Genomic DNA, 22,951 nt, shown 5'->3' with positions numbered 1-22,951 from the left:
GCCCCGACCCGCGCTCGCGCCGGCAGCCCGACGGCGTGCACGGCCTGTCCCGCCGCTTCGACCCCACGGCGTACACGTGGGGCGACCGCGCCTGGACCGGCCGCCCGCTCGCCGGCGGCGTCGTCTACGAGCTGCACCTGGGCACCTTCACCTCGGAGGGCACGCTCGACGCCGCTGCCCGCAACCTCGACCACCTGGTCGACCTCGGCGTCGACTTCGTCGAGCTGCTCCCGGTCAACGCCTTCAACGGCACCCACAACTGGGGCTACGACGGCGTCGCCTGGTTCGCCGTCCAGGAGACCTACGGCGGCCCGGCCGCCTACCAGCGCTTCGTGGACGCCTGCCACCAGCGCGGCCTCGGGGTCATCCAGGACGTCGTCTACAACCACCTGGGCCCGTCGGGGAACTACCTGCCGGAGTTCTTCCCGATCTTCGCCGAGGGCGGGGCGAACACCTGGGGCAACTCGATCAACCTCTCCGGCCCGGACTCCGACGAGGTCCGCCGCTACATCATCGACAACGCACTGATGTGGCTGCGGGACATGCACGTCGACGGGCTGCGGCTGGACGCGGTGCACGCGCTGGTCGACGAGCGGGCCACCCACGTGCTCGAGGAGATGGCCGCCGAGGTGGAGAAGCTCTCGGTCGCCGAGAGGCGTCCGCTGACGCTGATCGCGGAGAGCGACCTCAACGACCCGGGCATGGTCACCCCCCGGGTGGCCGGCGGCAGGGGCCTGGACGCGCAGTGGAGCGACGACTTCCACCACTCGCTGCACACCCAGCTCACCGGCGAGGCCCAGGGCTACTACGCCGACTTCGCCGCCGGCGGCCTCGGCGGGCTGGCCAAGGTGCTCACCGGCGCCTACTTCCACGCCGGGGACTGGTCCAGCTTCCGCCGGCGGCACCACGGCCGCCCGGTCGACACCACCTCGCTGCCCGGCTGGAAGTTCCTGGGCTACCTGCAGGACCACGACCAGATCGGCAACCGCGCCGTCGGTGACCGGATCTCCGCCACCCTCTCCCCCGGCCTGCTCGGCGTCGGCGCGACGCTGGTGCTCACCAGCCCGTTCACGCCGATGCTGTTCATGGGCGAGGAGTGGGGGGCCTCCACGCCGTGGCAGTTCTTCACCAGCCACCCGGAGCCGGAGCTGGGCCGGGCGACCGCCGAGGGCCGGATCGGTGAGTTCGCCGAGCACGGGTGGGACGCCGCCGTCGTCCCCGACCCGCAGGACCCGGAGACGTTCACCCGGTCCAAGCTCGACTGGTCCGAGCTGACCGAGGAGCCGCACGCCCACCTGCTGGCGGTCCATCGGGCGCTCATCGCCCTGCGGCACGCCCACCCCGACCTGGTCGACCCCGACCTCACCGCGATGGCGTGCAGCTGGGACGACGCCGACCGCTGGCTCGTCGTCCACCGTGGTTCGCTGCGGGTCGTGGCCAACCTGTCCGACTCCGCCCGCGAGATCGACCTGGACCTACCGGCCCACGACGTCCTGTTCACCAGCGGGGAGCTGCCGGAGCTCGACGGGTCGCAGGTGACGGTGCCGGCCGAGACGGCCGTGGTCCTCTCCACCCGCTGATCGTGCGGCAGCTGTTCCCCCCGCCGGACGGCACGGACGGCGGGGGCCTCGACGACGCCGGGCTGGCCGACGCCTACCGGGTGTCGGCCGGCCGGCACGTGCGGGTCAACTTCGTGGCGTCCCTCGACGGGGCGATCAGCATCGAGGGGCGCAGCGGCGGGCTCGGCTCGGACGGCGACCGGCGGGTGTTCCGGGTGCTGCGCGCCCTGGCCGACGCCGTGCTGGTGGGAGCCGGCACGGCCGCGGCGGAGGGGTACCGGCCGATCACCGCCGACTCGGCGGTCGGGCAGCTCCGCGCCCGGCTCGGCCGGCCGGCGGTCGCTCCGGTGGTGGTCGTCTCCCGACGGGCGTCGCTCTCCCCCGACGACCAGCTGGTCACCGGCGCCGTCGCGCCGACGGTGCTGGTGACCTGCGCGGCCGCCGACACCGACCGGCGCGCTGCCCTGGCCGCCGCCGGGGTGGACGTGCTGGTCTGCGGGGACGACGAGGTGGACCTGCCTGGGGCCCTCACCGCACTCGCCGACTCAGGCGTCGAGCAGGTGCTGTGCGAGGGCGGGCCGGCGCTGTTCCGGGCGGCACTGGCCGCTGGTGTCGTCGACGAGCTGGACCTGACGGTCGCCCCACTGCTGGTCGGCGGCGGGCCGGGGCTGCTGCCCGGCGCGCTGCCCGTCCCGGCACGTGCGGAGCTCCTGCAGGTCCTCGGCGAGGACGACGTCCTCTTCACCCGGTACGCGGTGTCCCGGTGACCCGGCCGGCGCTCTTCGGGCGCGACGTCGCCGCCGCGCGGGTCGCCGGCTTCGCCCGACGGGCGGTGGACCGGCCCGATCTCCGGCACGCCGGCGTGGCGGTCTGCGTCACCGAGGACGATGGGCGGTGGTGCTTGCTGATCACCCGCCGTGCGGCGGGGCTCCGCGCCCACGCCGGCCAGTGGGCGCTGCCCGGCGGCCGCATCGAAGCCGGGGAGTCGGCGGTCGACGGGGCGCTGCGTGAGCTGCGTGAGGAGGTCGGCCTGGTCCTCGGCCCGGACGCCGTCCTCGGCCTGCTCGACGACTACGTGACCCGCTCGGGTTACGTCATCACCCCGGTGGTGTGCTGGGCCGGGCCGCCCGGGGAGCTGACCGCGGCCGAGGCGGAGGTCGCCGCTGTCCACCAGGTGCCCCTGGACGACCTCGACGTCCCGCCGCGCTTCACCAGCATCCCGGAGTCCGAGGCACCGGTCGTGCAGCTGCCGCTGCTCGGTGGTGTCGTGCACGCGCCCACCGCCGCGATCGTCCACCAGTTCTGCCAGGTGGCCTGCCGGGGGATCCCCACCCGGGTGGCCCACCTGGAGCAGCCCGTCTTCGCCTGGCGCTGAGCTCGGTGGGCGCTACGGTCCGCCCATGACGCCCACCACGGTGGTCCTGCCCCTCGACGTCCCCGGGGGTGCCCTGGCCGGCGTTGCCGAGGCGGCGCGGTCGGTCGAGGACGCGGGTCTCGACGGCGTCACCGCCGCCGAGCTCACCTCCGACCCGATGCTGCAGCTCACCGTCGCCGCCGGGGCCACCTCCCGGATCGACCTGGCGACGAACATCCTGGTCGCGTTCGCGCGCTCGCCGATGACGCTGGCGGTCCAGGCTCGCGCCCTGCAGGACTACAGCCGCGGGCGGCTGGTGCTCGGGCTCGGCAGCCAGATCAGGCCGCACATCGAGCGGCGGTTCTCGATGCCGTGGAGCTCCCCCGCCGCGCGGATGGCGGAGTTCGTGTCGGCCATGCGCGCCATCTGGGCGGCGTGGGCGACCGGCGAGCCGCTCGACTTCCGCGGGGACTTCTACCGGCACACCCTGATGACGCCGATGTTCACCCCGCCCACGCTCTTCCCCGACCCGGAGGTCCTCGTCGCCGGCGTCGGTCCGAGGATGACCGAGACGGCGGGGGCGGTCGCCGACGGGCTGCTCGTCCACCCGTTCACCACCGAGCGCTACGTGCGCGAGGTGAGCGTGCCCGCGCTGGCGCGCGGCGCCGAGCGGCGCACCGGCTCCCCCACGTCGCAGGTCGTCGACTCGACCTTCGTCGTCACCGGCCGCACCGAGGACGAGCTCGTCGCCTCCACCGACGCGGTCCGCCGACAGCTGGCCTTCTACGGCTCGACCCCGGCCTACCGCCCGGTCCTCGACCTGCACGGCTGGGGCGACCTCGGCGACGAGCTGAACCGGCTGTCCCGGACCCGCGCAGCCGACCGGTGGGCTGCCATGGGCGAGCTCGTCGACGACGAGGTCCTGCAGACCTTCGCCGTCGTCGCCAAGCCGACGGACGTGGCGGCCCGGCTGGCCGGGCGCGGAGCGGGCGTCGTGACCCGCTACTCCGTGAACGGGGTCGGCGTCTCGAGTCCCGAGCTCCTGCTGCAGATCGCGGCGGACCTCAAGGACGTCGTCGGCTGAGCCCTCAGCTCAGCAGCTCGCGGAACCGCCCGGCGAAGGCGACCGGGTCCTCCAGGAAGCCGATGTGCGAACCGGGGAACATCGCCGGCTCGGTGCCGAGCGCCGCGGCGAGCGCTCGTGAGGTCCGGTCGCACAGCTCACCTCGGGACGCCTCCCCGATCCCGACCACCACGCGGGTCGGCACGGCGCGCAACGCCGCGAGGTCGGGCTGCCAGCGCGTCGTGTCGCGCAGCTCGTGCAGGAAGAAGTGGCGCTCGTCAGCGACCGCCTGGTCGTCGCGGTCCGCCTCCGGCGGGGGGCTCGGGTGGGCGTCGTCCTCGGGCACGACGATGTCGCCGACGGCCATGAACTCCCGCCAGGCCGCGGCCGAGCCCTCAGCCAGGTAGGTGGCGATGATCCGCTCGGTGCCCGCCCGCAGCCGGTCCCGGTCGTCGACCAGCTCCGAGAGCGGCGGCTCGTGGGCGACGACGGTCGTGACCTGCTCGGGGTGCGACTGCGCCAGTGCCAGCACGGTCACCGCGCCGCCACTGGACCCCAGCGCCACGGCCGGTCCGGCACCCAGGTGGGCGATCAGCCGGGAGAGGTCGTCGGCCCGCAGTTCCGGGGTCGAGTCCTGCTCCGGGTCGTCGACCGGACTGCGGCCGACACCGCGCGGGTCGGTGGTGAGCACGGTGTGGTCCCCGGCCAGCAGGCCGGCCAGCGGTGCGAACGCCTCGGCCCCCATCGGTGCGCCGGCCAGCACCACCAGGGGGCCTGAGCCCCGGACCTCGTAGTGCAGCCGGGCACCCGGCACGCCCAGCGTCCCGGCGGTCACGGCGGTGGTGGTGGCGGTCATGGGTCCTCCTGGCACGGACGGCGAAGCGCTGGTGCAGGGAGGACTGAGCGCGCTACCGGAACTCATCGCGGGTGAGCCGACCCATCCACGCCAGAACTGTCGTACCCCGTACGTATGTTCGACCCGTGGCAGGACATTCGGGCAGTGTGGTGGTCGACGTGGTGTGGGCACCGCGTCGCGGCACCGCGGTTGCCGGTGTCCTGGTTGTCGGATGAGGAGAAGGCGGTGGAGCTGCAGCGGGTGCAGGCCCGCCGCGCGGTCGACACCGCCTACGAGGCCGAGCTGATCATGGGCCTGGCCGCCCAGCGTCCAGCCGCCGACGACCCGCAGCCGGGTACGCCGGGCGCCCGCCGGCCGGGGTGGGCGGTCGATGAGGGCTGTGACGGGGCCAGTGAGTTCTTCACCGCGGAGCTGTCGGCGGTGCTCAACCTGGGCCGTAACACCGCTGCTGCCCGGTACGGGCGCGCCCGCACGTGGTTGAGGAAGCTGCCGGCCACCTTCGCCGCGCTGCAGGCCGGTGAGCTGGACGAGCGGCGGGCCACCCCGCTGGCCGACGTGCTGCAGCACACCGATCCCGAGGTGGCCGGTCAGGTCGAGGCCGCGCTGCTGCCGGGGGCCACCGATCTGGCGGTGGGCCGGCTGAAGGCCCGCGCGGTGGAGGAGATGTTGCGGCTGGACGCCGAGGCCGCCGACATCCGCCGCACGGAGGCGGAGAAGACCGCCGACGTGCGGGTCTGTCCGGGCGCGGTCGAGGGCCGGTCCACGCTGGCCGCCGACCTGCCCGCCGAGGAGGCGGTCGAGTGCTACGACGTCGTCGACCAGCTCGCCAGGATGCTCAAGGCCGACGGCGATCCCCGCCGGATCGGGGCGCTGCGGGCGCATGTGCTGTCGTTGTTGATCCGCCGGCCCGCCGACCACGGCCTCCCGGACGTCGTCGCGAATGTGACGGTCACCGCCGGGCTGGACGCCCTGGGCGGCAGCAGCAGCACGCCGGGTGAGGTGGACGGGTTGCCGATCACCGCCGCGCACGTCCGTGAGCTGCTGGCCCGGGTCGGTGCGCTGGGGCTCACCGCTCCCGACGGTGGGACGCTGGCGTTCGCGATCACCGGCCCGGACGGGCAGCTGCTGGCCACCCTCACCCCGGCTGAGCTCACCCGGCTGGCCCGCCGCGGCTGCCCCACCCATCCCGAGACTCCGTGCGACTGCCCGGTCACCGGGCCTCCACCGGCGACCGACGCTTACACACCCACCGCCCGGCAGCGTGCGTTCGTCGCTACCCGGGACCGGCGGTGCCGGTTCCCCAACTGCGGGCAACGCGTCGGCTGGGCCGACCTCGACCACGTTGTGGCCCACAGCTGTGGTGGAGCCACCCACTGCGCCAACCTGTGCTGCCTGTGCCGATCCCACCACCGGTTGAAGACGTTCGCGCCGGGCTGGCGGTTCACCATGACCGACGACGGCGTCCTCCAGGTCACCACCCCCTCCGGGATCACCAGGACCACCCGACCACCGGGCATGCGACCACCGCCGCCAGCACCCGAGCCACCGCCGCCGATAGACGACCCGCCACCCTTCTGAGTGCTCCCAGGCAACTCCGGAGCATGCGTCGCTACCTGGGCGCACGTCGGCCCTGCCTGCCCAGCGGGATCAGGTCGCCTACGTGCGATGGGCGACGGCGATGAACACGTCTGTGTCCTCAAGCGGCCCACTTAGGGACAGAAGTGCGATACCAAGATGTCAACCGGCCGCGTCACCCCGTGTGAAGACAGAGCGGCCACAGAGCAAGTTCAGTCGTCCCAAACGCTCCGGGGACCTCCACGACGCCTGATCTCTCACTGCGGTTCCCGCCAGAGCGGTGTAGCCCTCGTCCAGCAGAGCAATCGCACGATGCCGCCGGTGGGTCCTGTTCGCTGTGGCGGTCGCACGGCCCGACCCGAGGACCCAGAGGGCCGTCCGCGGTCGAGCAGGGGTCTCGGCGGAGGGTCTGGGTTCGGCCTGGCGTGGCCCTTGACGCGTCGGACTGGTCCGCACACGATGCAGGACGACTCTCGCCGAAGGTCTCACCTTGGAGAGGATTCACCATGTCATTTCCCCGTATCGCCCATGTCGCGCTCACGGTCGGCGATCTCGAGCGGAGCGTTCCCTGGTACCGGCGGCTGTTCGGCGCTGAGCCAGTCCTGGACGAGGACACCGGTCCGTTCCGGCACGTCGTATGGTCGCTGGGCGACACGCTGGTCGGCCTGCACGAGTTCCCGGATGGCCTCGACGACGTCCGGTTCGACGAGCGGCGTCCGGGCCTCGACCACCTCTCCTTCGCATGCGCTGACCGGGCCGAGCTGGTGCAGTGGGTTGCCCGACTGGACGAGCTCGGGATCCGGCACGGCGGTATCGAGGAGGCCAGCTACGGCTTCGGCCTTTCGTTCCGGGACCCGGATGGCCTTCCGCTCGAGTTCTTTGCTCCGCCCGCCGTGTGACTGTTCCGAGGGGAATGCGCGCCAACTGCTGCCGGTGTCCCCGAGCGGCCCACTCAGAGACGCAGCGCTATGACGGCGTCAGACGGTTCTTGACGGCGTTGTAAGCGGGGAGGAGCCCGAGCCCGGTTCGCTCGCGAACCAGCCGGATGGCCTTGATCTCCTCGTCCTGTCGCAGCAACTCATCGACTTCGGAAGCCAACGGCTCCGGGAGCAGCACCGCGACCAATGCCGGCTTGGCTGTCTTTGATCGCTGGAACCAGGACATGGGCAGGGACGGTAGCGAAGGAGTCAGTCCGTCGACCTGCACCGGAGGGCATGTTCGTGGAGCGCTGTGTCTCTGAACGGCCCACTCAGGGATACTCCGCTTGTTGGCGACCGAGGCGAGTGGCATCTCGGCAGCGGCTGCCGGACTACGTCCGAGGGGCGTACATGATCACGGCGACGCCGGCGAGGCACACCAGCGCGCCGATGAGGTCATAGCGGTCGGGTAGAAAGCCGTCGACGACCATGCCCCAGGCCAGCGAGCCGGCGACGAACACGCCGCCGTAAGCGGCCAGGATGCGCCCGAAGTTCGCCTCCGGTTGCAAGGTGGCGACGAACCCGTACGCGCCCAGGGCCAGCACGCCGGCGCCGATCCAGGTCCAGCCGCGGTGTTCACGCACGCCCTGCCAGACCAACCACGCCCCCCCGATCTCGGCGAGCGCGGCGAGGACGAACAACAGCAGCGAGCGGGTGACCGTCACGGGCCTGATGCTCTCAGCCGGTCCCATCCTCTCCGGCTTGGCAGCAGCCGTTCAGGCCCTCGTGGTTGGGGCGCGGAGCTGACGGCGGCGGTCGTCGTTGTCCTCAAGGCCCCACCAGTCCACGATGCGGCCGCCGCGAACCGTCCACCAGTAGACCTCGCGGACCCCGGTGAACCGGCGCCCGGTGGGCGGGCGGCCCAGCCACTCCCCGGTGTGGGTACCCGAACAGCGGAAGTGCCCCACCACGGTGTCGCCCTCGCCGACCAGGGCGACGGTCTCCATCCAGACGTCGGGGAACGCCGCGCGGAACGGCGCCACCCACTCCTTCGCCGCTTGCGCGATCTGCAGGGCATACAGCTCGTCGACCACGTCGAGGTGCCCGCCGTTGATGACCTCGGCGACGGCGCGGGCCACGAGTGCCTTGTTGTCCTCGACGCTCACCGTTGCCTCCTGGCGAGGTCTCCGGTGGCGGGCTCAGGGCGCATCGGGACGGGCGCCCAGCTCGACCGGCACCGGCCCGACCGGCCCGGCACCCGCGCCGAGGTCGCAGGCGTGGCGCCGCGCCCGGCGGCGCCGCAGCACCACGGCCGTCACGGTCACACTGGCGACAACCAGGGCGAAGACGACGCCGGCGAGAGCCAGGGCGAACGCGGTGGCGGCCGCGCCGGTCAAGCCGATGCCGAGCAATGCGGCGACAGGGGCGGCGCAGCAGACCGCGCAGGCCGCGGCCGCCGCCCCGGCCAGCCGACCGCGCACTCGGTCAGGACGCGGGGTCGAGCGGCCCGCACCCGGCGCCGGCGTGCCGTTCACGGCCGCACCTGTGCCGCAGCGGCGCCCTGGCGGACGGTGATCGTGGCGAACGGGATGGGGCAGCAGTCGGTGCTGGCGCACTCGAGCAGATCGGCGCAGCCAGCGTCGACCGCGGCTCGCAGGTTGTCCCGGATGGTGACCAGGTCGGCGATGCGCTCCTCGACTTCGGCCAGCTTGACCTGCGCGCGGGCCTGGAGCCCCGCGTCACCGCGGCCACCGTGGGGCCGGCGGTGGCGGTGACGGCCGACCTCGAGCAGGTCGGCGACCTCGTGGAGGGTGAACCCGAGCCGTTGCGCGGCTTTGATGACCCGCAGCACGGTGACGGTCTCTTCCGGGTAGAGCCGGTGCCCGCCCGAGCTGCGGTCGGGGGCGGCAAGCAACCCGCGGCGCTCGTAATAGCGCAGCGTCTCCACGTTCACCCCGGCGGCCGCCGCGACCTGGCCGCTGCGCAGCCCGCCCGCGGGTGCGCCGGTCACGCGGATGCTCCGCGGGCCCGCTCGGCGCGGGCGACGAGGGCGGCCAGGACGTCGGAGTGCACGGCCGGCACCTCGATGTCGAGGGCCACAGTCGTGCCATCGGGGTCGCCGGGCAGCGGCGTGACGGTGAAGGTGAAGAACGTGCAGCAGACGGTCTCGGCGTCGGCCAGGCGCTGCACCCGCTGGTGCAGCGCCTCGGGGCCGGCCAGTAGCAGCCGGGCCCGGGTGGCGGTGCCCGGTGAGCGCTCCACGGCTGTCAAAGCCGTGGAGAACAGGTCGTCGAACTCAGCAACCCGCAGTGGCTGGGCGCCGGTGGGCAGCGTGCACGCGCCGACCGGCACCCAGTCGGCGGGGGCGGGGCCGGTGCGGCGAGCAGTCATCGGCAGGTCCATGCGCACACGGTAAGCCCGTACCCAGGTACGGATTGCAAGCGTGCGATGAGGCAGATCCTCTACGTCCCTTGCCATGTCCGCGCGGCCGAGCACCGTGCCCGACGTGGGCGACGCTGACGCCCGAGACAATGCGGTCGTGGACGTGACCCTGCAGTTCTTCGACGGCTGCCCGAACTGGCTGCTCGCCGACGACCGGCTGCATCAGGCGCTGGCCCGGGTCGGCCGGGCCGACTTGACCGTGCAGCACCGCGTCATCGCGACACCCGAGGAGCCGAGGCCGTGCAGTTCCGCGGCTCCCCGACCGTGCTCGTCGACGGGTGGGACCCGTTCCTGGACCCGGCCAGCCCGGTCGGGCTGTCCTGCCGGGTCTACCGCACCGAGGATGGTGTCACCGGCGCCCACCGTCGACCAGCTGATCGCAGCACTCCAATGAGGCTGGCCGCGCTCCGCCGCCGTTCGCCCACCGGGAAGACGGTGACTTGCGGCTGCTGCGCGCGCGATCTCCCCCTGACGGCCGTCCACGAGCTCGGCGCCACGCCAGGGGTGTACCTCTGCCGCCGCTGCGCCCTGTGGGTCGCGGCCAAGATCGGGCGCGGGTAGGGACGACGGGGCACGTTCCGGCCGTTGTCTGCCCTGCCGACGGTCGTCGAACTGCCCCGGAAGCCGCCTTCTGGGCCGGTGCGGCAGTCGGGGTGCCGAGTGCCGGGGTCGTCCGTTCCAGCTCCGGCTCAGCGTTCGGCGATCGCCTTGATCGCCGCGAGGGTGACCGGGATGCCGGCGTGCGCGGCGCGGGTGCGCTCCTCGACCTGTTCCTGCGCGCGGTCGCCGTAGCGCTCCACGAACAACTCCTGCCCCGCAGGCAGGAACTCCCAGGTCTCGGTCAGCCGGGTGCCGCCGTCCACCGGTTCCAGGACGAACCCCCAGCGCGCCAGCCTGCCGCCGACCAGCCAGGCGAACTCGCGGCCGCGCTCGGCGACCGCCACCTGACTGCGGGTCTCCCAGGTGCGTTCCGGGGTCTCGTTGTGCCCGGTGAACCAGTCACCCACCTGCCCGGTCGCGCCGTCGTCCCACCAGCACGCGGTGCAGACCGGGCTCCACTCGCCGGTCCGGGTCACGTCGGACACCAGGTCGTAGAGCGCCTCCGGTGACGTCGCGACGACGACCGAGTCGGCGTGGGTGAGGCTCTTCATGGCCGTCAGCCTGCCAGCAGCCCGGCCGCGACCAGGCCGGCCCGGACCGCCCGCACCTCGTCGTCGTCCGCGGCGGCCTGGGGCAGCCGCATCGCGGCCGACGGGATGAACCCGAGCAGGGCGAGGGTGAGCTTGGCGCGCAGCGCACCGTTGCCCGAGCCGCCGATCAGGTCGATGGCGGGCAGCGCGGTCAGGAAGGTGGTCCGGGCCGCCGCCGGGTCGCCGTCCGCGAACTCACCGATGACCTGGGCCAGCCGGTCGCCGACCAGGTGGCCGGCCATGCTGACCAGCCCGACGGCACCCACGGACAGGAACGGCAGCAGCAGGCCGTCGTCGCCGCTGTACCAGGCCAGCCCGGTCTCGGCGATCAGCCGGGTGGCCGCCTGCACGTCGCCGGTGGCGTCCTTGACCGCGACCACCCGGGGGTGCTCGGCCAGCCGGGAGAGCGTGTCCGCGGAGCAGCGGACGCCGGTGCGGGCGGGGACGTCGTAGAGCATCACCGGCAGGTCGGTGGCGTCGGCGATGGCGACGGTGTGCCGGCGGATCCCCTCCTGGGAGGGTCGCGAGTAGTACGGCGCGACGACGAGGAGCCCCTGCGCCCCGGCCTCGGCTGCCTGCTCGGCCATCCGGACCGCGTGCTCGGTGTCGTTCGAGCCCGCCCCGGCGAGCACCAGCGCCCGGTCGCCCACGGCGTCGACGACGACCCGGACCAGGTCGGCCTTCTCCTGGGCGTGTGTGGTCGGTGCCTCCCCGGTCGTGCCGTTGAGCACCAGCCCGTCGTGGCCGGAGGCGACCAGGTGGGTCGCCAGCGCGGCAGCCGCGTCCAGGTCCACGGAGCCGTCGTCCCGCATCGGGGTGACCATCGCCGTCAGCAGGCGCCCGAAGGGAGGGGCGGTGGCGTTCCTCACCCGGCCAACCTACGTCCGCTGCCGCCGGCTCCCGCCGTGCCAGTCCTCCTGCGCGCCCACCTCGCCCGGTTCGACGCCCAGGCCACGCAGCTGCGGCAGCTCCCGCAGGCTGCGCTTGAGCTCGGCGAAGCCCGGGAACGAGGCCAGGCCGACGACGTGGTCCCACAGCCGGACGGCGTCGTCCTCATCGGGCAGTCGGCTGATCACCGGCCCGAAGAACGCGACCCCGGCGGGCGGCTGGACGTGGATGATCGGCGTGCCCACGTCCCTGCCGGTCAGCGACAGCGCCTCGTCGGTCTCCGCCTGCACGACGGCGTCGAGAGAGGCGTCGTCCAGCGCATCGGCCAACGCCGCGGGGAGGCCGACCGACTCCAGCACCGGGTCGAGGAACGCCCGGGTGCCGCGGCGGACCGCGCTGTCCTCGGGGTCGGGCGGGGAGTCGAACAGGCGCTGCCCCAACGCCTCGTACAACGTGCCCACCGCCGTCCGGCCGTGCTCCGCGCGGGTCCGGGCGGCCACCCGGAGCAACCGCAGCCCGGCGGTGTGCCCGGCCTCGTAGTCCGGCGGGAACTGGGCGTCGTAGTCGACCCCGGCGTTGACCAGGCGCAGTGAGATGAACCGCCAGTCCACCGAGTAGTCCCGCTGCGCCTGCACCAGCCGCACCCACCTGCTGGTCATCCAGGCGAAGGGGCACAGCGGGTCGAAGTAGAAGTCGAGATCGGCCACGTCGTGCACGTTAGGTGCGGTCCGCGGCTGCCGCCGGGTCCAGCTCCACGGCGTAGGTGGTGATCGTGGTCAGGACCCCGCCGGTGAACTCGTAGACGTCGCAGGAGGAGACGACGCTGACCTCCCCGTCGGCGTCCTCGTAGCGGCCCACGGCGTCCACCGCGGCCCCGTCGTCGTCGGCGACGACCACGAAGCGGACGAACTCCACCGTCGCGGTCGCCAGCTCGGCCAGGCTGGCCTCGCAGGCGTCGACGACGGCCTGGCGGCCGGTGACCGTCCCCTGGCCGACGGAGGTCCACCGCACCTCGGGCGCCAGGACGTCGTAGGCGTCGGAGAAGCGGTGGCCGGAGAAGGCCTCGGCGGTCTGGCGGGGTGTGGTCATGGCGAGGTCCTCTGCCGGAGGGGGGGTGCTGCCGGACACCAGTGGAGACCGGTCGGGAGCCGCCCGCTCATCGGTGGGCCGCCCGTCGCGCCGACGGATCGCAGACAGTGGGCTGTCGGAAGGGTGCAATGGAAACGGGCGGGTAACGGAGCCCCATGCGGATCGACGAGGACCAGGTCGCCGAGCGCGTCGACCGGACGGCCCTCGTGCAGTTCCCCGGTGGCGGTGGGGGCCTCGACGGCCTCCGCGGTCGCTGGTCCACCACCCCGACCCGAGAGGCCCAGCAATGGCTACCAACACCTTGTCCCGCTCCCTGCACGACGTCGGCCTCGCCGCCTGGTTCGGCGGCACGCTCGCCAACGCCGTCGCCCTGAACGCCGCCGCCGCCGAGGCCGGCAGCGACAAGAACGCCGGCGCCGTCGCCAACGCCGGCTGGAACCGGTGGACGCCGGTCAACGCCGCCGCCATCGGGGCCCACCTGGTCGGCAGCGTCGGGCAGCTCGGTGCCAACAAGGACCGGGTCGCCCAGCAGAAGGGCGTCGGCGGCATGTCGGCGGCCAAGACCCTGCTGACCGCAGCGGCCCTCGGCGTGACCGCCTACAGCCGGGTGCTCGGCAACATCGTCAAGCAGGGCGGTGCGACCCCGTCGAAGCGGGGGACCAAGCCCTCGAAGCGGGCCCGCGCCGACATCGCGGCCGCGCAGAACAAGCTCGACCAGCTGCAGTGGGTCATCCCGGCCATCACCGGGACGCTCGTCGTCATCAGCTCCTACGCCGGTGAGCAGCAGCGCCCGTCCGAGGTGCTGCGCGGCATCTCGGAGAAGAGCAGCACCACCGTCTGACCCGCTCGTCCGCGGGTCCTGCCGGTCATACCGGCAGGGCCCGCAGGGACGGGAAGCCGGCGGCCAGCTCGTCGAAGGCCTGGTGCAGCACCGTGCCCAGCCAGCCTCGCCCGTCGGCGAGCCAGACCTCGAACGCCGTCGTCGCCGCCGCGCGGGTGCTGACGGCGACCAGCCGGGGGACGAGCGCGTCGGGGGTCACCCCCGTCCGCCGGGCGACGTGCGCGGCGACGACCCGGTCGACGGCGGCGTACCGCACCTGGGAGTGCGCCTGCAGCGCCGGCTCGGTGAGGATCAGCCGCATCCGCTGCCGCAACATCGGCAGGTCGGCGTGCGCGTAGTCGTTGACCTCCACGTAGGCCGCGCAGATCGAGGCCAGCACCGGCTGGTCGTCCACCGTGGCAGCGAGCATCGCCTCGAGGCGGACGACGTGGGCGTCGAAGTCACCCCACACCGCGTCGGCCTTCGCGCTCACGTAGCGGAAGAACGTGCGCCGGCTGATGCCGGCGGCCTCGGCGATCTCGTCGATCGTCACCTGCTCGAAGCCCTGGGCGGTGAAGAGGTCCAGGGCGGCCTGCTCGATCCGGGCGCGGGTGTCCTCGCGCGCGTCGGGGCGGACCACGGTCTGGGTCATGTCCCCAGTCTGCCCCGCGCACGGGCTCCGGAGCAGCGACCGGGCGCCGACACGGGTGCCGGCTCAGCGCACGGGCGCCACCAGCCCCGGCGTCCCGGACTGGCCGGGGAGCAGGTCGGCGACGGTGAGCAGGGCGAAGAAGACGACGAGCACGGCGACGGTGAGCACGGGGGGACCTCCGGGTCGGGTGGTTGCCGCACCGAGCATCGGCCGACGGTCTGGGAGCGGCCGGGGCGAGGGCTGTGCAGGACCTGGACGTCCCGAACTGCCCCTTGCCGGTGGCACTCGGTGTCACTAGCGTCGGGCTCGTCCGATCGTGAACCAGATCACTCCCGGAGGCATCGTGCCCGAGACGACGCAGGACGAGACCCGCACCGAGACCCCGGCCGCCGCCGAGGAGGTGCTCGTCGAGGACTCCCTGGTCGAGGAGGTCTCCATCGACGGCATGTGCGGGGTGTACTGATCGACGGCTCCCCCGCCCCCGCGGTCGGGCAACCGGTCGCGGGGGCGGTGACCGACACGGCCGTGCCCTTCGACCCCGCCGTGCCCTGGCGGAAGTCGCCGTCGGTGGCGCTGCGGCCGGAGCCCTTCGGCGCGCTCGTCTACCACTTCGGGAACCGGAAGCTGTCGTTCCTGAAGTCGAAGCCGCTGGTCGCGGTGGTGACCGCTCTCGAGGCGCACCCCGACGTGCCGAGCACCCTGGCCGCCTGCGAGGTGCCCGAGGGGCAGCACCGGGCCTACGTCACCGCGCTGGCCACGCTCGCCCGCTCGCAGATGATCGAACGCCGTCCCGAGGAGTCCGCGTGACCGCCGTCCTGCCCTCCCGCCCTGCCGAGCGCCCCGCGGGCGGGAAGCTGATCGACCAGTTCGAGTACGGCCTGGACGCGCCGATCTGCCTGACCTGGGAGCTCACCTACGCCTGCAACCTGGCCTGCGTGCACTGCCTGTCCTCGTCGGGACGGCGGGACCCGCGGGAGCTGTCCACCGCCGAGGCCGAGGCGGTGATCGACGAGCTGCAGCGGATGCAGGTGTTCTACGTCAACGTCGGCGGCGGTGAGCCGACCGTGCGCCCGGACTTCTGGCACCTGCTGGACTACGCCATCGGCCACGACGTCGGGGTCAAGTTCTCCACCAACGGGATCAAGCTGGACGCAGCCCGCGCCCAGCAGCTGGCCCGCACCGACTACGTCGACGTGCAGATCTCCCTGGACGGCGCCACCGCCGAGGTCAACGACGCCGTCCGCGGCACCGGCTCGTTCGCCACCGCCACCCGGGCGCTGGAGAACCTGGCCGAGGCCGGGATGAAGGACTTCAAGGTCTCCGTCGTGGTCACCCGGGAGAACGCCGGGCAACTGGATGAGTTCAAGGCGCTCACCGACCGCTACGGCGCACAGCTGCGGATCACCCGCTTCCGCCCGTCGGGCCGCGGCGCCGACGTCTGGGACCGGCTGCACCCCACCCAGGCCCAGCAGCGGGACCTGTACTCCTGGCTGCTGGCCAACGGCGACCAGGTGCTCACCGGCGACTCGTTCTTCCACCTGTCCGCCCTCGGCGAGGCCCTGCCCGGGCTGAACCTGTGCGGCGCGGGCCGGGTGGTCTGCCTGATCGACCCGGTCGGTGACGTCTACGCCTGCCCGTTCGCCATCCACGAGCAGTTCCTGGCCGGCAACGTGCGCTCCCCGGGCGGTTTCCAACAGGTGTGGCAGCACAGCGAGCTGTTCGCCGACCTGCGCAACCCCCAGACCGGCGGGGCCTGCACCAAGTGCGCGCACTTCGACGCCTGCCGCGGTGGCTGCATGGCGGCGAAGTTCTTCACCGGCCTGCCGCTGGACGGCCCGGACCCGGAGTGCGTGCAGGGCTACGGCGAGACCGCGCTGGCCGCCCGCGACCTGGAGCTCGTCACACCCCGCAGCCACCTCGACCACTCGCACAAGGGCCCGGTCCGCGGCCAGCCGACGATGCTCGGGCTGCCGAGCATCCCGGCCAAGTTGTGCGACGAGTCCCCGCTGGCCGGGCTGCCGCTGAGCTGAGCCGCGCCGGCCGGCACCCCAGCCCGGTGCCGGTCGGCTCCCAGCCCGCGTCCAGCACGCGGGCGTAGACCACGACGAGACAGCGCGACGAAGGAGGTGGGGTGCGTGGCGATCGTCGACTGCCGCGGACCCCTCCCTGCGCTGGCGTCCCTGCAGCTCTCCCGCCCCTGGTACCTGCGCGGCCCGGCGGCCTGGCACCCGCGAACCGAGCGGCCGGCGGCCGCCGCCCTGATCGGGGCCCCGACGGTCTGACCTCTCCTGGTCCGACCGCGTCCAGGCACGTCCACAGCGGGGGACCACACGAGGAGCAGGAGCATGGGCAAGCTCGAGGGCAAGGTCGCCTTCATCACCGGCGCGGCTCGCGGCCAGGGCCGCAGCCACGCCGTCCGGCTGGCGCAGGAGGGCGCCGACATCATCGCGGTCGACCTGTGCAGCCAGATCGACACGGTGCCGTACCCGATGGCCACCGCGGAGGACCTGCAGCAGACGGTCAAGGAGGTGGAGGCCCTCGACCGGCGGATCGTCGCCAGCGAGGCCGACGTCCGCAGCCTGCCGGCGCTGCAGCAGGCCGTCCGGGACGGCGTCGCACAACTCGGTCGGTTGGACATCGTGCTGGCCAACGCCGGAATCGCGCCGATGGGTGCCGAGGAGGACCCCAGCGTGAGCTGGCAGGACGTCATCGACGTGAACCTGACCGGCGTCTGGAACACCGTCCGGGCCACCGAGACGGTGCTGGTCGAGCAGGGCCAGGGCGGGGCGATCGTGCTCACCAGCTCGACCGCCGGGCTCAAGGGCATCGGCGGCGACTCCGGCGGCGGGCAGGGCTACACCGCGGCCAAGCACGGGGTCGTCGGGCTGATGCGGTCCTTCGCCAACACCCTGGCCCCGCACCGGATCCGGGTGAACACGATCCACCCCACGGGCGTCAACACCCCGATGGTCGTCAACGAGTTCATGCAGACCTGGCTGGCCGAGGACCCGACGATCGCCGGCGCGATGACCAACCTGCTGCCGGTGGAGATGATCGAGGCGGTCGACATCAGCAACGCGATCGTCTTCCTGGTCTCCGACGACGGCCGGTACGTCACCGGCGTCACCCTGCCGGTCGACGCCGGCTTCACCGCCAAGTGATCCACCCCCGGCCGTCCGCCGGGCGGCCGGGGTGCACCGACGACGTCCCACAGCGAGATCTCGACGAGGAGAAGTCATGGGCATGCTCGAGGGCAAGGTCGCGTTCGTGACAGGCGCGGCGCGTGGTCAGGGCCGCAGCCACGCGATCCGGCTGGCGCAGGAGGGCGCGGACATCATCGCCGTCGACCTGTGCAGCCAGATCGGCACGGTGCCGTACCCGATGGCCACACCGGAGGACCTGCAGCAGACGGTCAAGGAGGTCGAGGCGCTGGACCGGCGGATCGTCGCCACCCAGGCCGACGTCCGGGACACCGCCGCGCTGACCGCCGCCGTGGACGAGGGGGTGGCGCAACTGGGCCGGCTGGACGTCGTGGCCGCCAACGCCGGGATCGCCAGCTACGCCGCGATCGAGGACATCTCTGACGAGATGTGGGACGACATGATCGCCACCAACCTCTCCGGCGTCTTCAAGACCGTCCGCGCGGCGGTGCCACACCTGAAGGCGAACGACGGCGGCGGCTCGATCGTGCTGACCAGCTCGACCGCCGGGATCATGGGCATGGCGCACCTGTCGCACTACGTCGCCGCCAAGCACGGCGTGGTCGGCCTGATGAAGGTCTTCGCCATCGAGCTGGCGCCGCACATGATCCGGGTCAACTCGGTGCACCCGACCACGGTGAACACCGACATGGTGCAGAACCAGGGCACTTACGACCTGTTCCGGCCCGACCTCGCGCCCGGCACCGCGACGAGGGACGACGCCGGCGATGCCTTCCTCACGCTCAACCTGCTGCCGATCAAGTGGGTGGAGCCGGTCGACATCTCCAATGCCGTCGTCTTCCTCGCCTCGGACATGGCCCGCTACGTCACCGGCGTCCAGCTGCCCGTGGACGCCGGATCGGTGGTCAAGTGATGGCAGGACGGGTGGAGGGCAAGGTCGCGTTCATCACCGGCGCCGCGCGCAACCAGGGCCGCAGCCACGCGCTGCGGTTGGCGCAGGAGGGTGCCGACATCATCGCCGTCGACATCGCCGGACCGGTCGAGTCGATCCAGATGTACCCGCCGGCCACCGAGGAGGACCTGGCGGAGACGGTGCGCCAGGTCGAGGCGCTGGACCGGCGGATCGTGGCCACCAAGGCCGACGTCCGCGACTCCGGGGCGCTCAAGGCCGCGGTCGACGACGGGGTCGCCCAGCTCGGCCGGCTCGACATCGTGCTCGGCAACGCCGGCGTCTTCGAGATCCAGCCGGCGCTGGAGCTCACCGACGACGCCTGGCGGGAGATGATCGACATCAACCTCACCGGCGTCTGGAACACCTGCAAGGCCGCCCTGCCACACCTGGTCGAGGGCGGCCGGGGCGGGGCGATCGTGCTGACCAGCTCCACGGCCGGGCTCAAGGGGACGCCGAACACGATTCACTACACGGCGGCCAAGCACGGCGTCGTGGGGATCATGCGCACCCTGGCCAACGAGTTCGCCGCCCACTCGATCCGGGTCAACAGCGTGCACCCGACCGGCGTGGACACGGTGATGATCCAGAACCAGAAGACCTGGGGGCTGTTCGCGCCCGACGACCCGGCACCTAGCCGGGAGAAGGCCGAGCCCATCTTCCAGTCGACCAACGCGCTGCCGATCCCGTGGGTGGAGCCGGTCGACATCTCCAACGCGATCCTGTTCCTCGTCTCCGACGAGGCGCGCTACATCACCGGCGTGACCCTCCCGGTCGACGCCGGGTACACCGTCCAGTAGTCCCGGACGGGGACGGCGGCCATCCCGGTCGCCGTCCCCCGCCCGGCCGCCGGGAGCGTGCTTCCGGCGCTCTGAGAGGACGCTCCGCTGAACGAGCACATCTCGCACTCCGCCGGCGACGACCCGCTGGTCACCGGCAGCCGGGTCACCGGGGACGACGGCGACTCGGTCCGCGCCGTCCGCCGCCGGGTGGCGCGGCACCTGGTGGGGCGGGCCCGCGAGCTGGACCTGCTGCTGGCCGCGGTCGCCGCCGGCCGCGACGTCCTGCTCGAGGGGCCGCCGGGCACCTCCAAGTCCACGCTGCTGCGCTCGATCACCGCGGAGTGGGGCATCCCGCTGGTCTTCGTCGAGGGCAACGCCGATCTCACGCCCACCCGGCTGGTCGGGCACCACGACCCGGCCCGGGTGCTGCGGGAGGACTACTCGCCGGACAACTTCGTGCCCGGCCCGCTGGTCGAGGCGATGCGCGCCGGCGGCTTCCTCTACGTCGAGGAGTTCAACCGGGCGCCGGAGGACACCCTGAACACCCTGCTCACCGCGATGGCCGAGCGGCGGATCACCATCCCCCGGGTGGGCGTGGTCGAGGCGCTGCCCAGCTTCCGGGTGATCGCCTCGATGAACCCCTTCGACAACGTCGGGACGACGCGGTTGTCGACCTCGGTGCACGACCGGTTGTGCCGGCTGGCGATCGGCTACCAGGACGCCGAGGCCGAGCGCGGGATCGTCGGCCGGCGCACCGGCGTCGAGTCGCCCCGGCTGGTCGCCGACGCCGTGGCGCTGACCCGGGCGACCCGCGAGCGCGACGACGTCCGGCAGGGCAGCAGCGTCCGCGGCGCCATCGACACCGCGCTGGTCGCCGCCCAGCTGGCCGCGATGCGCGGGGTGCCACTGCCCGACGAGCCGTCGGTCGCGCCGCCCCGCGGGCTGCCGGAGGAGTACACCGACGTCGTGCTGGACGCCGTCCTGCTCGCGCTGTCCGGGCGGATCTTCCTCGACGAGACGTTGGAGAGCACGCCCGAGACGGTGCTCCGGGAGATCTGGGAGGACCACTTCCTGCTCCAGCCGGCCGCGGCCGCGCCTGGTTGAAGAGCCGTCGAAGCAGACTCGCCGGTCACCCGGCGGGACCGTCCGGGCGCGGCCCGCGCCCGGGGCATGCGGCCGTTGCGGCGCCGGCCCAAGCAGCTCACCGAGCAGCCGTCGCTCTACGAGCCGTCCCGCGGCGGGGGTGGGCTGGCGCTGTCGTCGGGTGACCGGCGGCGGGACCGGACCGGTCCGTCCCGGCCGGGGAGCACGGCGTCCGGGACGACGGACGAGCCGGCCGACCTGATCCCGCTCGCCGACCTGGCCACCGAGAACGCCGTCGACCAGCTCACGCGGGCCCGGGCGCGGCAGATCGCCCGCCGGCTGGCGGTGCCGCGGCCGGCCCGCGACCGGCGGTCCCGGCGCGGGGTCGGTGAGCTGGTCAGCACGCCGTGGAGCGGGGGGTCCGACGAGCTGGACCTGGAGCGGACCCTGGAGGTGATCGCCGGCGACCCCTACCCCGAGGAGACCGACATCGTCGTCCGGGAGCGGGTCCGGCAGCGGCGGTCGGTGGTCCTGGTGGTCGACGTGTCCGGGTCGATGAAGGGCGAACGGGTGCAGACGGCGGCGGCCACGGTGGGCGCGCTGGCCGGTGAGCTCGCCCGCGACCGGCTGGCCGTCGTCGCCTTCTGGTCCGACGCGGCGGTGCTGGTGCCGATGGGGGAGCAGGTGGCCCCGCTGGCCGTGCTCGACCTGCTGCTGCGGGTGCCGACCCAGGGGCTGACCAACGTGACCTTCGCGCTGGAGACGGCGGCCCGGCAGCTCGCCGGGGTGCCGCCGCGGGACGCGCGGGTGCTGCTGCTGTCCGACTGCGTGCACAACGCCGGGCCCGACCCGCGGCTCACCGCCGCCCGGCTGCCCCGGCTCGACGTGCTGCTGGACACCTCGGGGGAGGACGATGTCGAGCTCGGCCGCGACCTGGCCCGGGCAGGGCGGGGGCGGCTGCGCCTGGTCCGCGACCACCGCGACGTCGCCGCCGCCCTCACCGCCGTCTTCGCCGACTGAGGAAGCCCCCCGGCCGCCATCGTGGCCACAAAGGCGGACCGTGCCGCGGCCTCCTCCGCCAAAGTGGCCACAAAGGCGGACCGCGGCGGGTCAGGCCTGGCCGGACGCGGGGTTGCCCACGGGGGCGTCGGGGCCGGGGGTGCCCAGGTGGCGTTCGAAGCCCGGCGGGATGACCAGGTCGCCGGGGTTCAGCTGGTCGATCGAGGTGTGGCCCAGCCCGATCAGCGCGGAGCCGAGCCCGTCGCGCAGCAGGTCGAGGACGTTCTCCACCCCGGGCTGGCCGTTGGCCGCGAGGCCCCACAGGTAGGCGCGGCCGATCATGACCGCCTTGGCGCCCAGGGCCAGGGCCTTGGCGACGTCGCTGCCGCGGCGGATGCCGCCGTCGAGCAGCACCTCGACCTGGTCGCCGACGGCCTCGGCCACGGCCGGGAGGGCCCGGATGGAGGCCGGCGTGCCGTCGAGGTTGTTGCCGCCGTGGTTGGAGACCGAGATCGCGGTGACCCCGGCGTCGACGGCGCGGCGGGCGTCGTCGACCCGCATGACGCCCTTGAGCATGAACGGCGCGTCGGGCCACAGCTCGCGCAGCCAGGCGACGTCCTCCCAGCTCGGCATCGGCGACTGCATCCACTGGCCGTAGGCACCGAAGAACGTCGGCGCCGGTTCGCCGGGGACGCCCACCATGTTCGGCACGGTCAGGTCGGGCAGCTTGCCGGTCCTGGCGAAGGTCCACAGCCACCGCGGCTTGAGGGCCACCTGCGGGGCGTACCGGCGCACCGCCTCGAAGTTGACCTTCTCCGGGATGAACGGGCTGCCCCAGTCGCGGCCGTAGGCGAACGACCAGTCCAGGGTGGCGATGAGCCCGGCCGCCCCGGCCTTGCGGGCCCGCTCGACCTTGGCGGCCATCACGTCGCGATCGCCGACCCAGTACAGCTGGAAGAAGGTCTGCGGGTTGGCCGCGATGACCTCCTCCATCGGCTTGCTCGCCATGGACGACAGCCCCATGGCGGTGCCGCGGGCGGCGGCGGCCCGGGCGACGGCGACCTCTCCGTCGGGGTGCACGGCCTGCACGCCGGTGGGGCTGATCAGCACGGGCATCGAGATGTCCTGGCCCATGACCCGGACGGCCATCTGCTTGTCGTTGGCCAGCCCGGCAGTGTGCGGGGCGAAGCCGAGCTCGGCGAAGGCGGCGGTGTTGTCGTCGACGGTGACGCCGCGCTCGGAGCCGGCCACCAGCGCGCCGTAGACGCCCTTGGGCAGGCGCTTCTTCGCCCGACGCTGTGCTTCCGCCACTGACTCGAACCACGGGTTGGCCATCGACTGCTCCTGCCGTCCTGGTACGTGATCGCGCCGGGTGACGGGTCGCCGCCCAGCAGGGGCCCCATGGTCGCGCGGGCCGGGTGACAGCGCAGGGCAGCGGGGGCGGCCGACGCTGGCACTGAGTGCCACGCTACCGCGACGAGGCGCAGGTCATGATCCTGTCGATCCCTCCCAGGGGTGGGTACCGGCTCGCCGCTGCTCAAGCGCCCGCCGGGGCGTGTCGATCACGGAGCG

General features: G+C 73.2%; 29 protein-coding genes. 16 read left to right on the top strand and 13 right to left on the bottom strand.

Annotation, left to right across the window (positions count from 1 at the left end; all coding sequences use genetic code 11):
* From treZ to FHL79_RS08605, 4 genes are all read left to right on the top strand, one after another.
* On the top strand, window positions 1-1,580 hold a 1,580-nt coding region (treZ, locus tag FHL79_RS08620; protein ID WP_138758192.1), incomplete at its 5' end, for a malto-oligosyltrehalose trehalohydrolase.
* A gap of 2 nt (window positions 1,581-1,582) precedes the next feature.
* The gene (locus FHL79_RS08615) at window positions 1,583-2,326 is read left to right on the top strand and encodes a dihydrofolate reductase family protein (RefSeq protein WP_138758191.1); all 744 of its coding nucleotides are present in this window, start codon (window positions 1,583-1,585) and stop codon (window positions 2,324-2,326) included.
* The gene (locus FHL79_RS08610; RefSeq protein WP_138758190.1) at window positions 2,323-2,934 is read left to right on the top strand and encodes an NUDIX hydrolase; all 612 of its coding nucleotides are present in this window, start codon (window positions 2,323-2,325) and stop codon (window positions 2,932-2,934) included. The genes FHL79_RS08615 and FHL79_RS08610 overlap by 4 nt, the downstream gene beginning before the upstream one ends.
* 25 nt (window positions 2,935-2,959) lie before the next feature.
* Complete coding sequence (locus FHL79_RS08605; protein ID WP_138758189.1) at window positions 2,960-3,997, top strand: TIGR03617 family F420-dependent LLM class oxidoreductase; 1,038 nt, start codon at window positions 2,960-2,962, stop codon at window positions 3,995-3,997.
* 4 nt (window positions 3,998-4,001) lie between these two features.
* Here FHL79_RS08605 and FHL79_RS08600 read toward each other — a convergent pair whose 3' ends face one another.
* Complete coding sequence (locus FHL79_RS08600) at window positions 4,002-4,832, bottom strand: alpha/beta fold hydrolase (RefSeq protein ID WP_138758188.1); 831 nt, start codon at window positions 4,830-4,832, stop codon at window positions 4,002-4,004.
* 225 nt (window positions 4,833-5,057) lie between these two features.
* Between FHL79_RS08600 and FHL79_RS08595 the strand changes: the two genes are divergently transcribed.
* Together FHL79_RS08595 and FHL79_RS08590 are read left to right on the top strand one after the other, a co-directional pair.
* Complete coding sequence (locus tag FHL79_RS08595; protein ID WP_342777096.1) at window positions 5,058-6,410, top strand: HNH endonuclease signature motif containing protein; 1,353 nt, start codon at window positions 5,058-5,060, stop codon at window positions 6,408-6,410.
* Window positions 6,411-6,913: 503 nt separating this feature from the next.
* On the top strand, window positions 6,914-7,306 hold the full coding sequence (locus tag FHL79_RS08590; RefSeq protein WP_138758201.1) for a VOC family protein: 393 nt from the start codon (window positions 6,914-6,916) through the stop codon (window positions 7,304-7,306).
* Between the two features lie 67 nt (window positions 7,307-7,373).
* On the opposite strand, the gene FHL79_RS08585 is transcribed toward FHL79_RS08590, so the two are convergent.
* The 10 genes from FHL79_RS08585 to FHL79_RS08535 form a co-directional block, all read right to left on the bottom strand.
* A complete protein-coding gene (locus FHL79_RS08585) occupies window positions 7,374-7,571 on the bottom strand; it encodes a hypothetical protein (protein WP_138758187.1) in 198 nt (65 codons plus the stop codon).
* A gap of 145 nt (window positions 7,572-7,716) precedes the next feature.
* Window positions 7,717-8,049 (bottom strand): YnfA family protein, encoded by a 333-nt coding sequence (locus tag FHL79_RS08580; RefSeq protein ID WP_138758186.1) that lies wholly within the window; start codon window positions 8,047-8,049, stop codon window positions 7,717-7,719.
* A gap of 51 nt (window positions 8,050-8,100) precedes the next feature.
* Window positions 8,101-8,490, bottom strand: coding sequence for an ester cyclase (locus FHL79_RS08575; protein ID WP_138758185.1), 390 nt, complete (start codon window positions 8,488-8,490; stop codon window positions 8,101-8,103).
* 33 nt (window positions 8,491-8,523) lie between these two features.
* Window positions 8,524-8,859, bottom strand: a complete 336-nt coding sequence (locus tag FHL79_RS08570; protein WP_218938385.1) for a hypothetical protein — start codon at window positions 8,857-8,859, stop codon at window positions 8,524-8,526.
* Entirely contained in the window at window positions 8,856-9,335 is a 480-nt protein-coding gene (locus FHL79_RS08565; protein ID WP_218938384.1) for a MerR family transcriptional regulator, read from the bottom strand. The genes FHL79_RS08570 and FHL79_RS08565 overlap by 4 nt, the downstream gene beginning before the upstream one ends.
* Window positions 9,332-9,727 (bottom strand): hypothetical protein, encoded by a 396-nt coding sequence (locus FHL79_RS08560; protein WP_218938383.1) that lies wholly within the window; start codon window positions 9,725-9,727, stop codon window positions 9,332-9,334. The genes FHL79_RS08565 and FHL79_RS08560 overlap by 4 nt, the downstream gene beginning before the upstream one ends.
* A gap of 728 nt (window positions 9,728-10,455) precedes the next feature.
* On the bottom strand, window positions 10,456-10,917 hold the full coding sequence (locus FHL79_RS08550; RefSeq protein ID WP_138758184.1) for an SRPBCC family protein: 462 nt from the start codon (window positions 10,915-10,917) through the stop codon (window positions 10,456-10,458).
* A 5-nt stretch (window positions 10,918-10,922) separates the two neighbouring features.
* Window positions 10,923-11,825, bottom strand: coding sequence for a 4-hydroxy-tetrahydrodipicolinate synthase (gene dapA, locus FHL79_RS08545; RefSeq protein WP_138758183.1), 903 nt, complete (start codon window positions 11,823-11,825; stop codon window positions 10,923-10,925).
* A gap of 9 nt (window positions 11,826-11,834) precedes the next feature.
* Window positions 11,835-12,551 carry a mycothiol-dependent nitroreductase Rv2466c family protein gene (locus tag FHL79_RS08540; protein ID WP_246080523.1) on the bottom strand — a complete coding sequence of 239 codons (717 nt, stop codon included), beginning with the start codon at window positions 12,549-12,551 and terminating at the stop codon, window positions 11,835-11,837.
* Between the two features lie 10 nt (window positions 12,552-12,561).
* Entirely contained in the window at window positions 12,562-12,933 is a 372-nt protein-coding gene (locus tag FHL79_RS08535; protein WP_138758182.1) for a nuclear transport factor 2 family protein, read from the bottom strand.
* 286 nt (window positions 12,934-13,219) lie between these two features.
* Between FHL79_RS08535 and FHL79_RS08530 the strand changes: the two genes are divergently transcribed.
* On the top strand, window positions 13,220-13,774 hold the full coding sequence (locus FHL79_RS08530; protein WP_138758181.1) for a hypothetical protein: 555 nt from the start codon (window positions 13,220-13,222) through the stop codon (window positions 13,772-13,774).
* Between the two features lie 25 nt (window positions 13,775-13,799).
* Here FHL79_RS08530 and mftR read toward each other — a convergent pair whose 3' ends face one another.
* Window positions 13,800-14,405: a mycofactocin system transcriptional regulator MftR gene (gene mftR / locus FHL79_RS08525; protein ID WP_138758180.1), complete on the bottom strand. Its 606-nt coding sequence runs from the start codon at window positions 14,403-14,405 to the stop codon at window positions 13,800-13,802.
* A gap of 343 nt (window positions 14,406-14,748) precedes the next feature.
* Between mftR and mftA the strand changes: the two genes are divergently transcribed.
* From mftA to FHL79_RS08485, 9 genes are all read left to right on the top strand, one after another.
* Window positions 14,749-14,868: a mycofactocin precursor MftA gene (mftA, locus tag FHL79_RS08520; protein ID WP_081808082.1), complete on the top strand. Its 120-nt coding sequence runs from the start codon at window positions 14,749-14,751 to the stop codon at window positions 14,866-14,868.
* Between the two features lie 47 nt (window positions 14,869-14,915).
* The gene (gene mftB, locus FHL79_RS08515) at window positions 14,916-15,212 is read left to right on the top strand and encodes a mycofactocin biosynthesis chaperone MftB (RefSeq protein WP_138758179.1); all 297 of its coding nucleotides are present in this window, start codon (window positions 14,916-14,918) and stop codon (window positions 15,210-15,212) included.
* Window positions 15,209-16,435, top strand: coding sequence for a mycofactocin radical SAM maturase (gene mftC / locus FHL79_RS08510; RefSeq protein WP_138758178.1), 1,227 nt, complete (start codon window positions 15,209-15,211; stop codon window positions 16,433-16,435). Before mftB ends, mftC begins: the two co-directional genes overlap by 4 nt.
* 105 nt (window positions 16,436-16,540) lie before the next feature.
* Window positions 16,541-16,687 carry a hypothetical protein gene (locus tag FHL79_RS25050; protein WP_171058079.1) on the top strand — a complete coding sequence of 49 codons (147 nt, stop codon included), beginning with the start codon at window positions 16,541-16,543 and terminating at the stop codon, window positions 16,685-16,687.
* Between the two features lie 63 nt (window positions 16,688-16,750).
* On the top strand, window positions 16,751-17,566 hold the full coding sequence (locus FHL79_RS08505; RefSeq protein ID WP_138758177.1) for a mycofactocin-coupled SDR family oxidoreductase: 816 nt from the start codon (window positions 16,751-16,753) through the stop codon (window positions 17,564-17,566).
* A 76-nt stretch (window positions 17,567-17,642) separates the two neighbouring features.
* Window positions 17,643-18,479: a mycofactocin-coupled SDR family oxidoreductase gene (locus FHL79_RS08500; protein WP_138758176.1), complete on the top strand. Its 837-nt coding sequence runs from the start codon at window positions 17,643-17,645 to the stop codon at window positions 18,477-18,479.
* Window positions 18,479-19,315, top strand: a complete 837-nt coding sequence (locus FHL79_RS08495; protein WP_138758175.1) for a mycofactocin-coupled SDR family oxidoreductase — start codon at window positions 18,479-18,481, stop codon at window positions 19,313-19,315. The genes FHL79_RS08500 and FHL79_RS08495 overlap by 1 nt, the downstream gene beginning before the upstream one ends.
* A 99-nt stretch (window positions 19,316-19,414) precedes the next feature.
* Window positions 19,415-20,401, top strand: a complete 987-nt coding sequence (locus tag FHL79_RS08490; protein WP_439331124.1) for an AAA family ATPase — start codon at window positions 19,415-19,417, stop codon at window positions 20,399-20,401.
* 66 nt (window positions 20,402-20,467) lie between these two features.
* A complete protein-coding gene (locus FHL79_RS08485; protein WP_138758173.1) occupies window positions 20,468-21,400 on the top strand; it encodes a vWA domain-containing protein in 933 nt (310 codons plus the stop codon).
* A gap of 90 nt (window positions 21,401-21,490) precedes the next feature.
* On the opposite strand, the gene mftD is transcribed toward FHL79_RS08485, so the two are convergent.
* Complete coding sequence (gene mftD, locus FHL79_RS08480; RefSeq protein ID WP_138758172.1) at window positions 21,491-22,714, bottom strand: pre-mycofactocin synthase MftD; 1,224 nt, start codon at window positions 22,712-22,714, stop codon at window positions 21,491-21,493.
* Window positions 22,715-22,951: the final 237 nt, after the last annotated feature.

Source organism: Modestobacter altitudinis, assembly GCF_005930475.1.
In the GTDB taxonomy this organism is placed as follows: domain Bacteria; phylum Actinomycetota; class Actinomycetes; order Mycobacteriales; family Geodermatophilaceae; genus Modestobacter; species Modestobacter altitudinis.
The sequence above is the reverse complement of the archived record's forward strand: the minus strand, read 5'-3'. Positions and strand labels throughout refer to the sequence as shown.

Bases quoted from the DNA above. Each gene is read 5' to 3' on its own strand.
- FHL79_RS08550 (WP_138758184.1), bottom strand. From the start codon at position 10,917: ATGAAGAGCCTCACCCACGCCGACTCGGTCGTCGTCGCGACGTCACCG.
- FHL79_RS08600 (WP_138758188.1), bottom strand. From the start codon at position 4,832: ATGACCGCCACCACCACCGCCGTGACCGCCGGGACGCTGGGCGTGCCG.
- FHL79_RS08485 (WP_138758173.1), top strand. From the start codon at position 20,468: ATGCGGCCGTTGCGGCGCCGGCCCAAGCAGCTCACCGAGCAGCCGTCG.
- FHL79_RS08505 (WP_138758177.1), top strand. From the start codon at position 16,751: ATGGGCAAGCTCGAGGGCAAGGTCGCCTTCATCACCGGCGCGGCTCGC.
- FHL79_RS08500 (WP_138758176.1), top strand. From the start codon at position 17,643: ATGGGCATGCTCGAGGGCAAGGTCGCGTTCGTGACAGGCGCGGCGCGT.
- FHL79_RS08530 (WP_138758181.1), top strand. From the start codon at position 13,220: ATGGCTACCAACACCTTGTCCCGCTCCCTGCACGACGTCGGCCTCGCC.
- mftD (WP_138758172.1), bottom strand. From the start codon at position 22,714: ATGGCCAACCCGTGGTTCGAGTCAGTGGCGGAAGCACAGCGTCGGGCG.
- FHL79_RS08560 (WP_218938383.1), bottom strand. From the start codon at position 9,727: ATGGACCTGCCGATGACTGCTCGCCGCACCGGCCCCGCCCCCGCCGAC.
- mftR (WP_138758180.1), bottom strand. From the start codon at position 14,405: ATGACCCAGACCGTGGTCCGCCCCGACGCGCGCGAGGACACCCGCGCC.
- FHL79_RS08590 (WP_138758201.1), top strand. From the start codon at position 6,914: ATGTCATTTCCCCGTATCGCCCATGTCGCGCTCACGGTCGGCGATCTC.
- FHL79_RS08535 (WP_138758182.1), bottom strand. From the start codon at position 12,933: ATGACCACACCCCGCCAGACCGCCGAGGCCTTCTCCGGCCACCGCTTC.
- FHL79_RS08495 (WP_138758175.1), top strand. From the start codon at position 18,479: ATGGCAGGACGGGTGGAGGGCAAGGTCGCGTTCATCACCGGCGCCGCG.
- FHL79_RS08605 (WP_138758189.1), top strand. From the start codon at position 2,960: ATGACGCCCACCACGGTGGTCCTGCCCCTCGACGTCCCCGGGGGTGCC.
- FHL79_RS08585 (WP_138758187.1), bottom strand. From the start codon at position 7,571: ATGTCCTGGTTCCAGCGATCAAAGACAGCCAAGCCGGCATTGGTCGCG.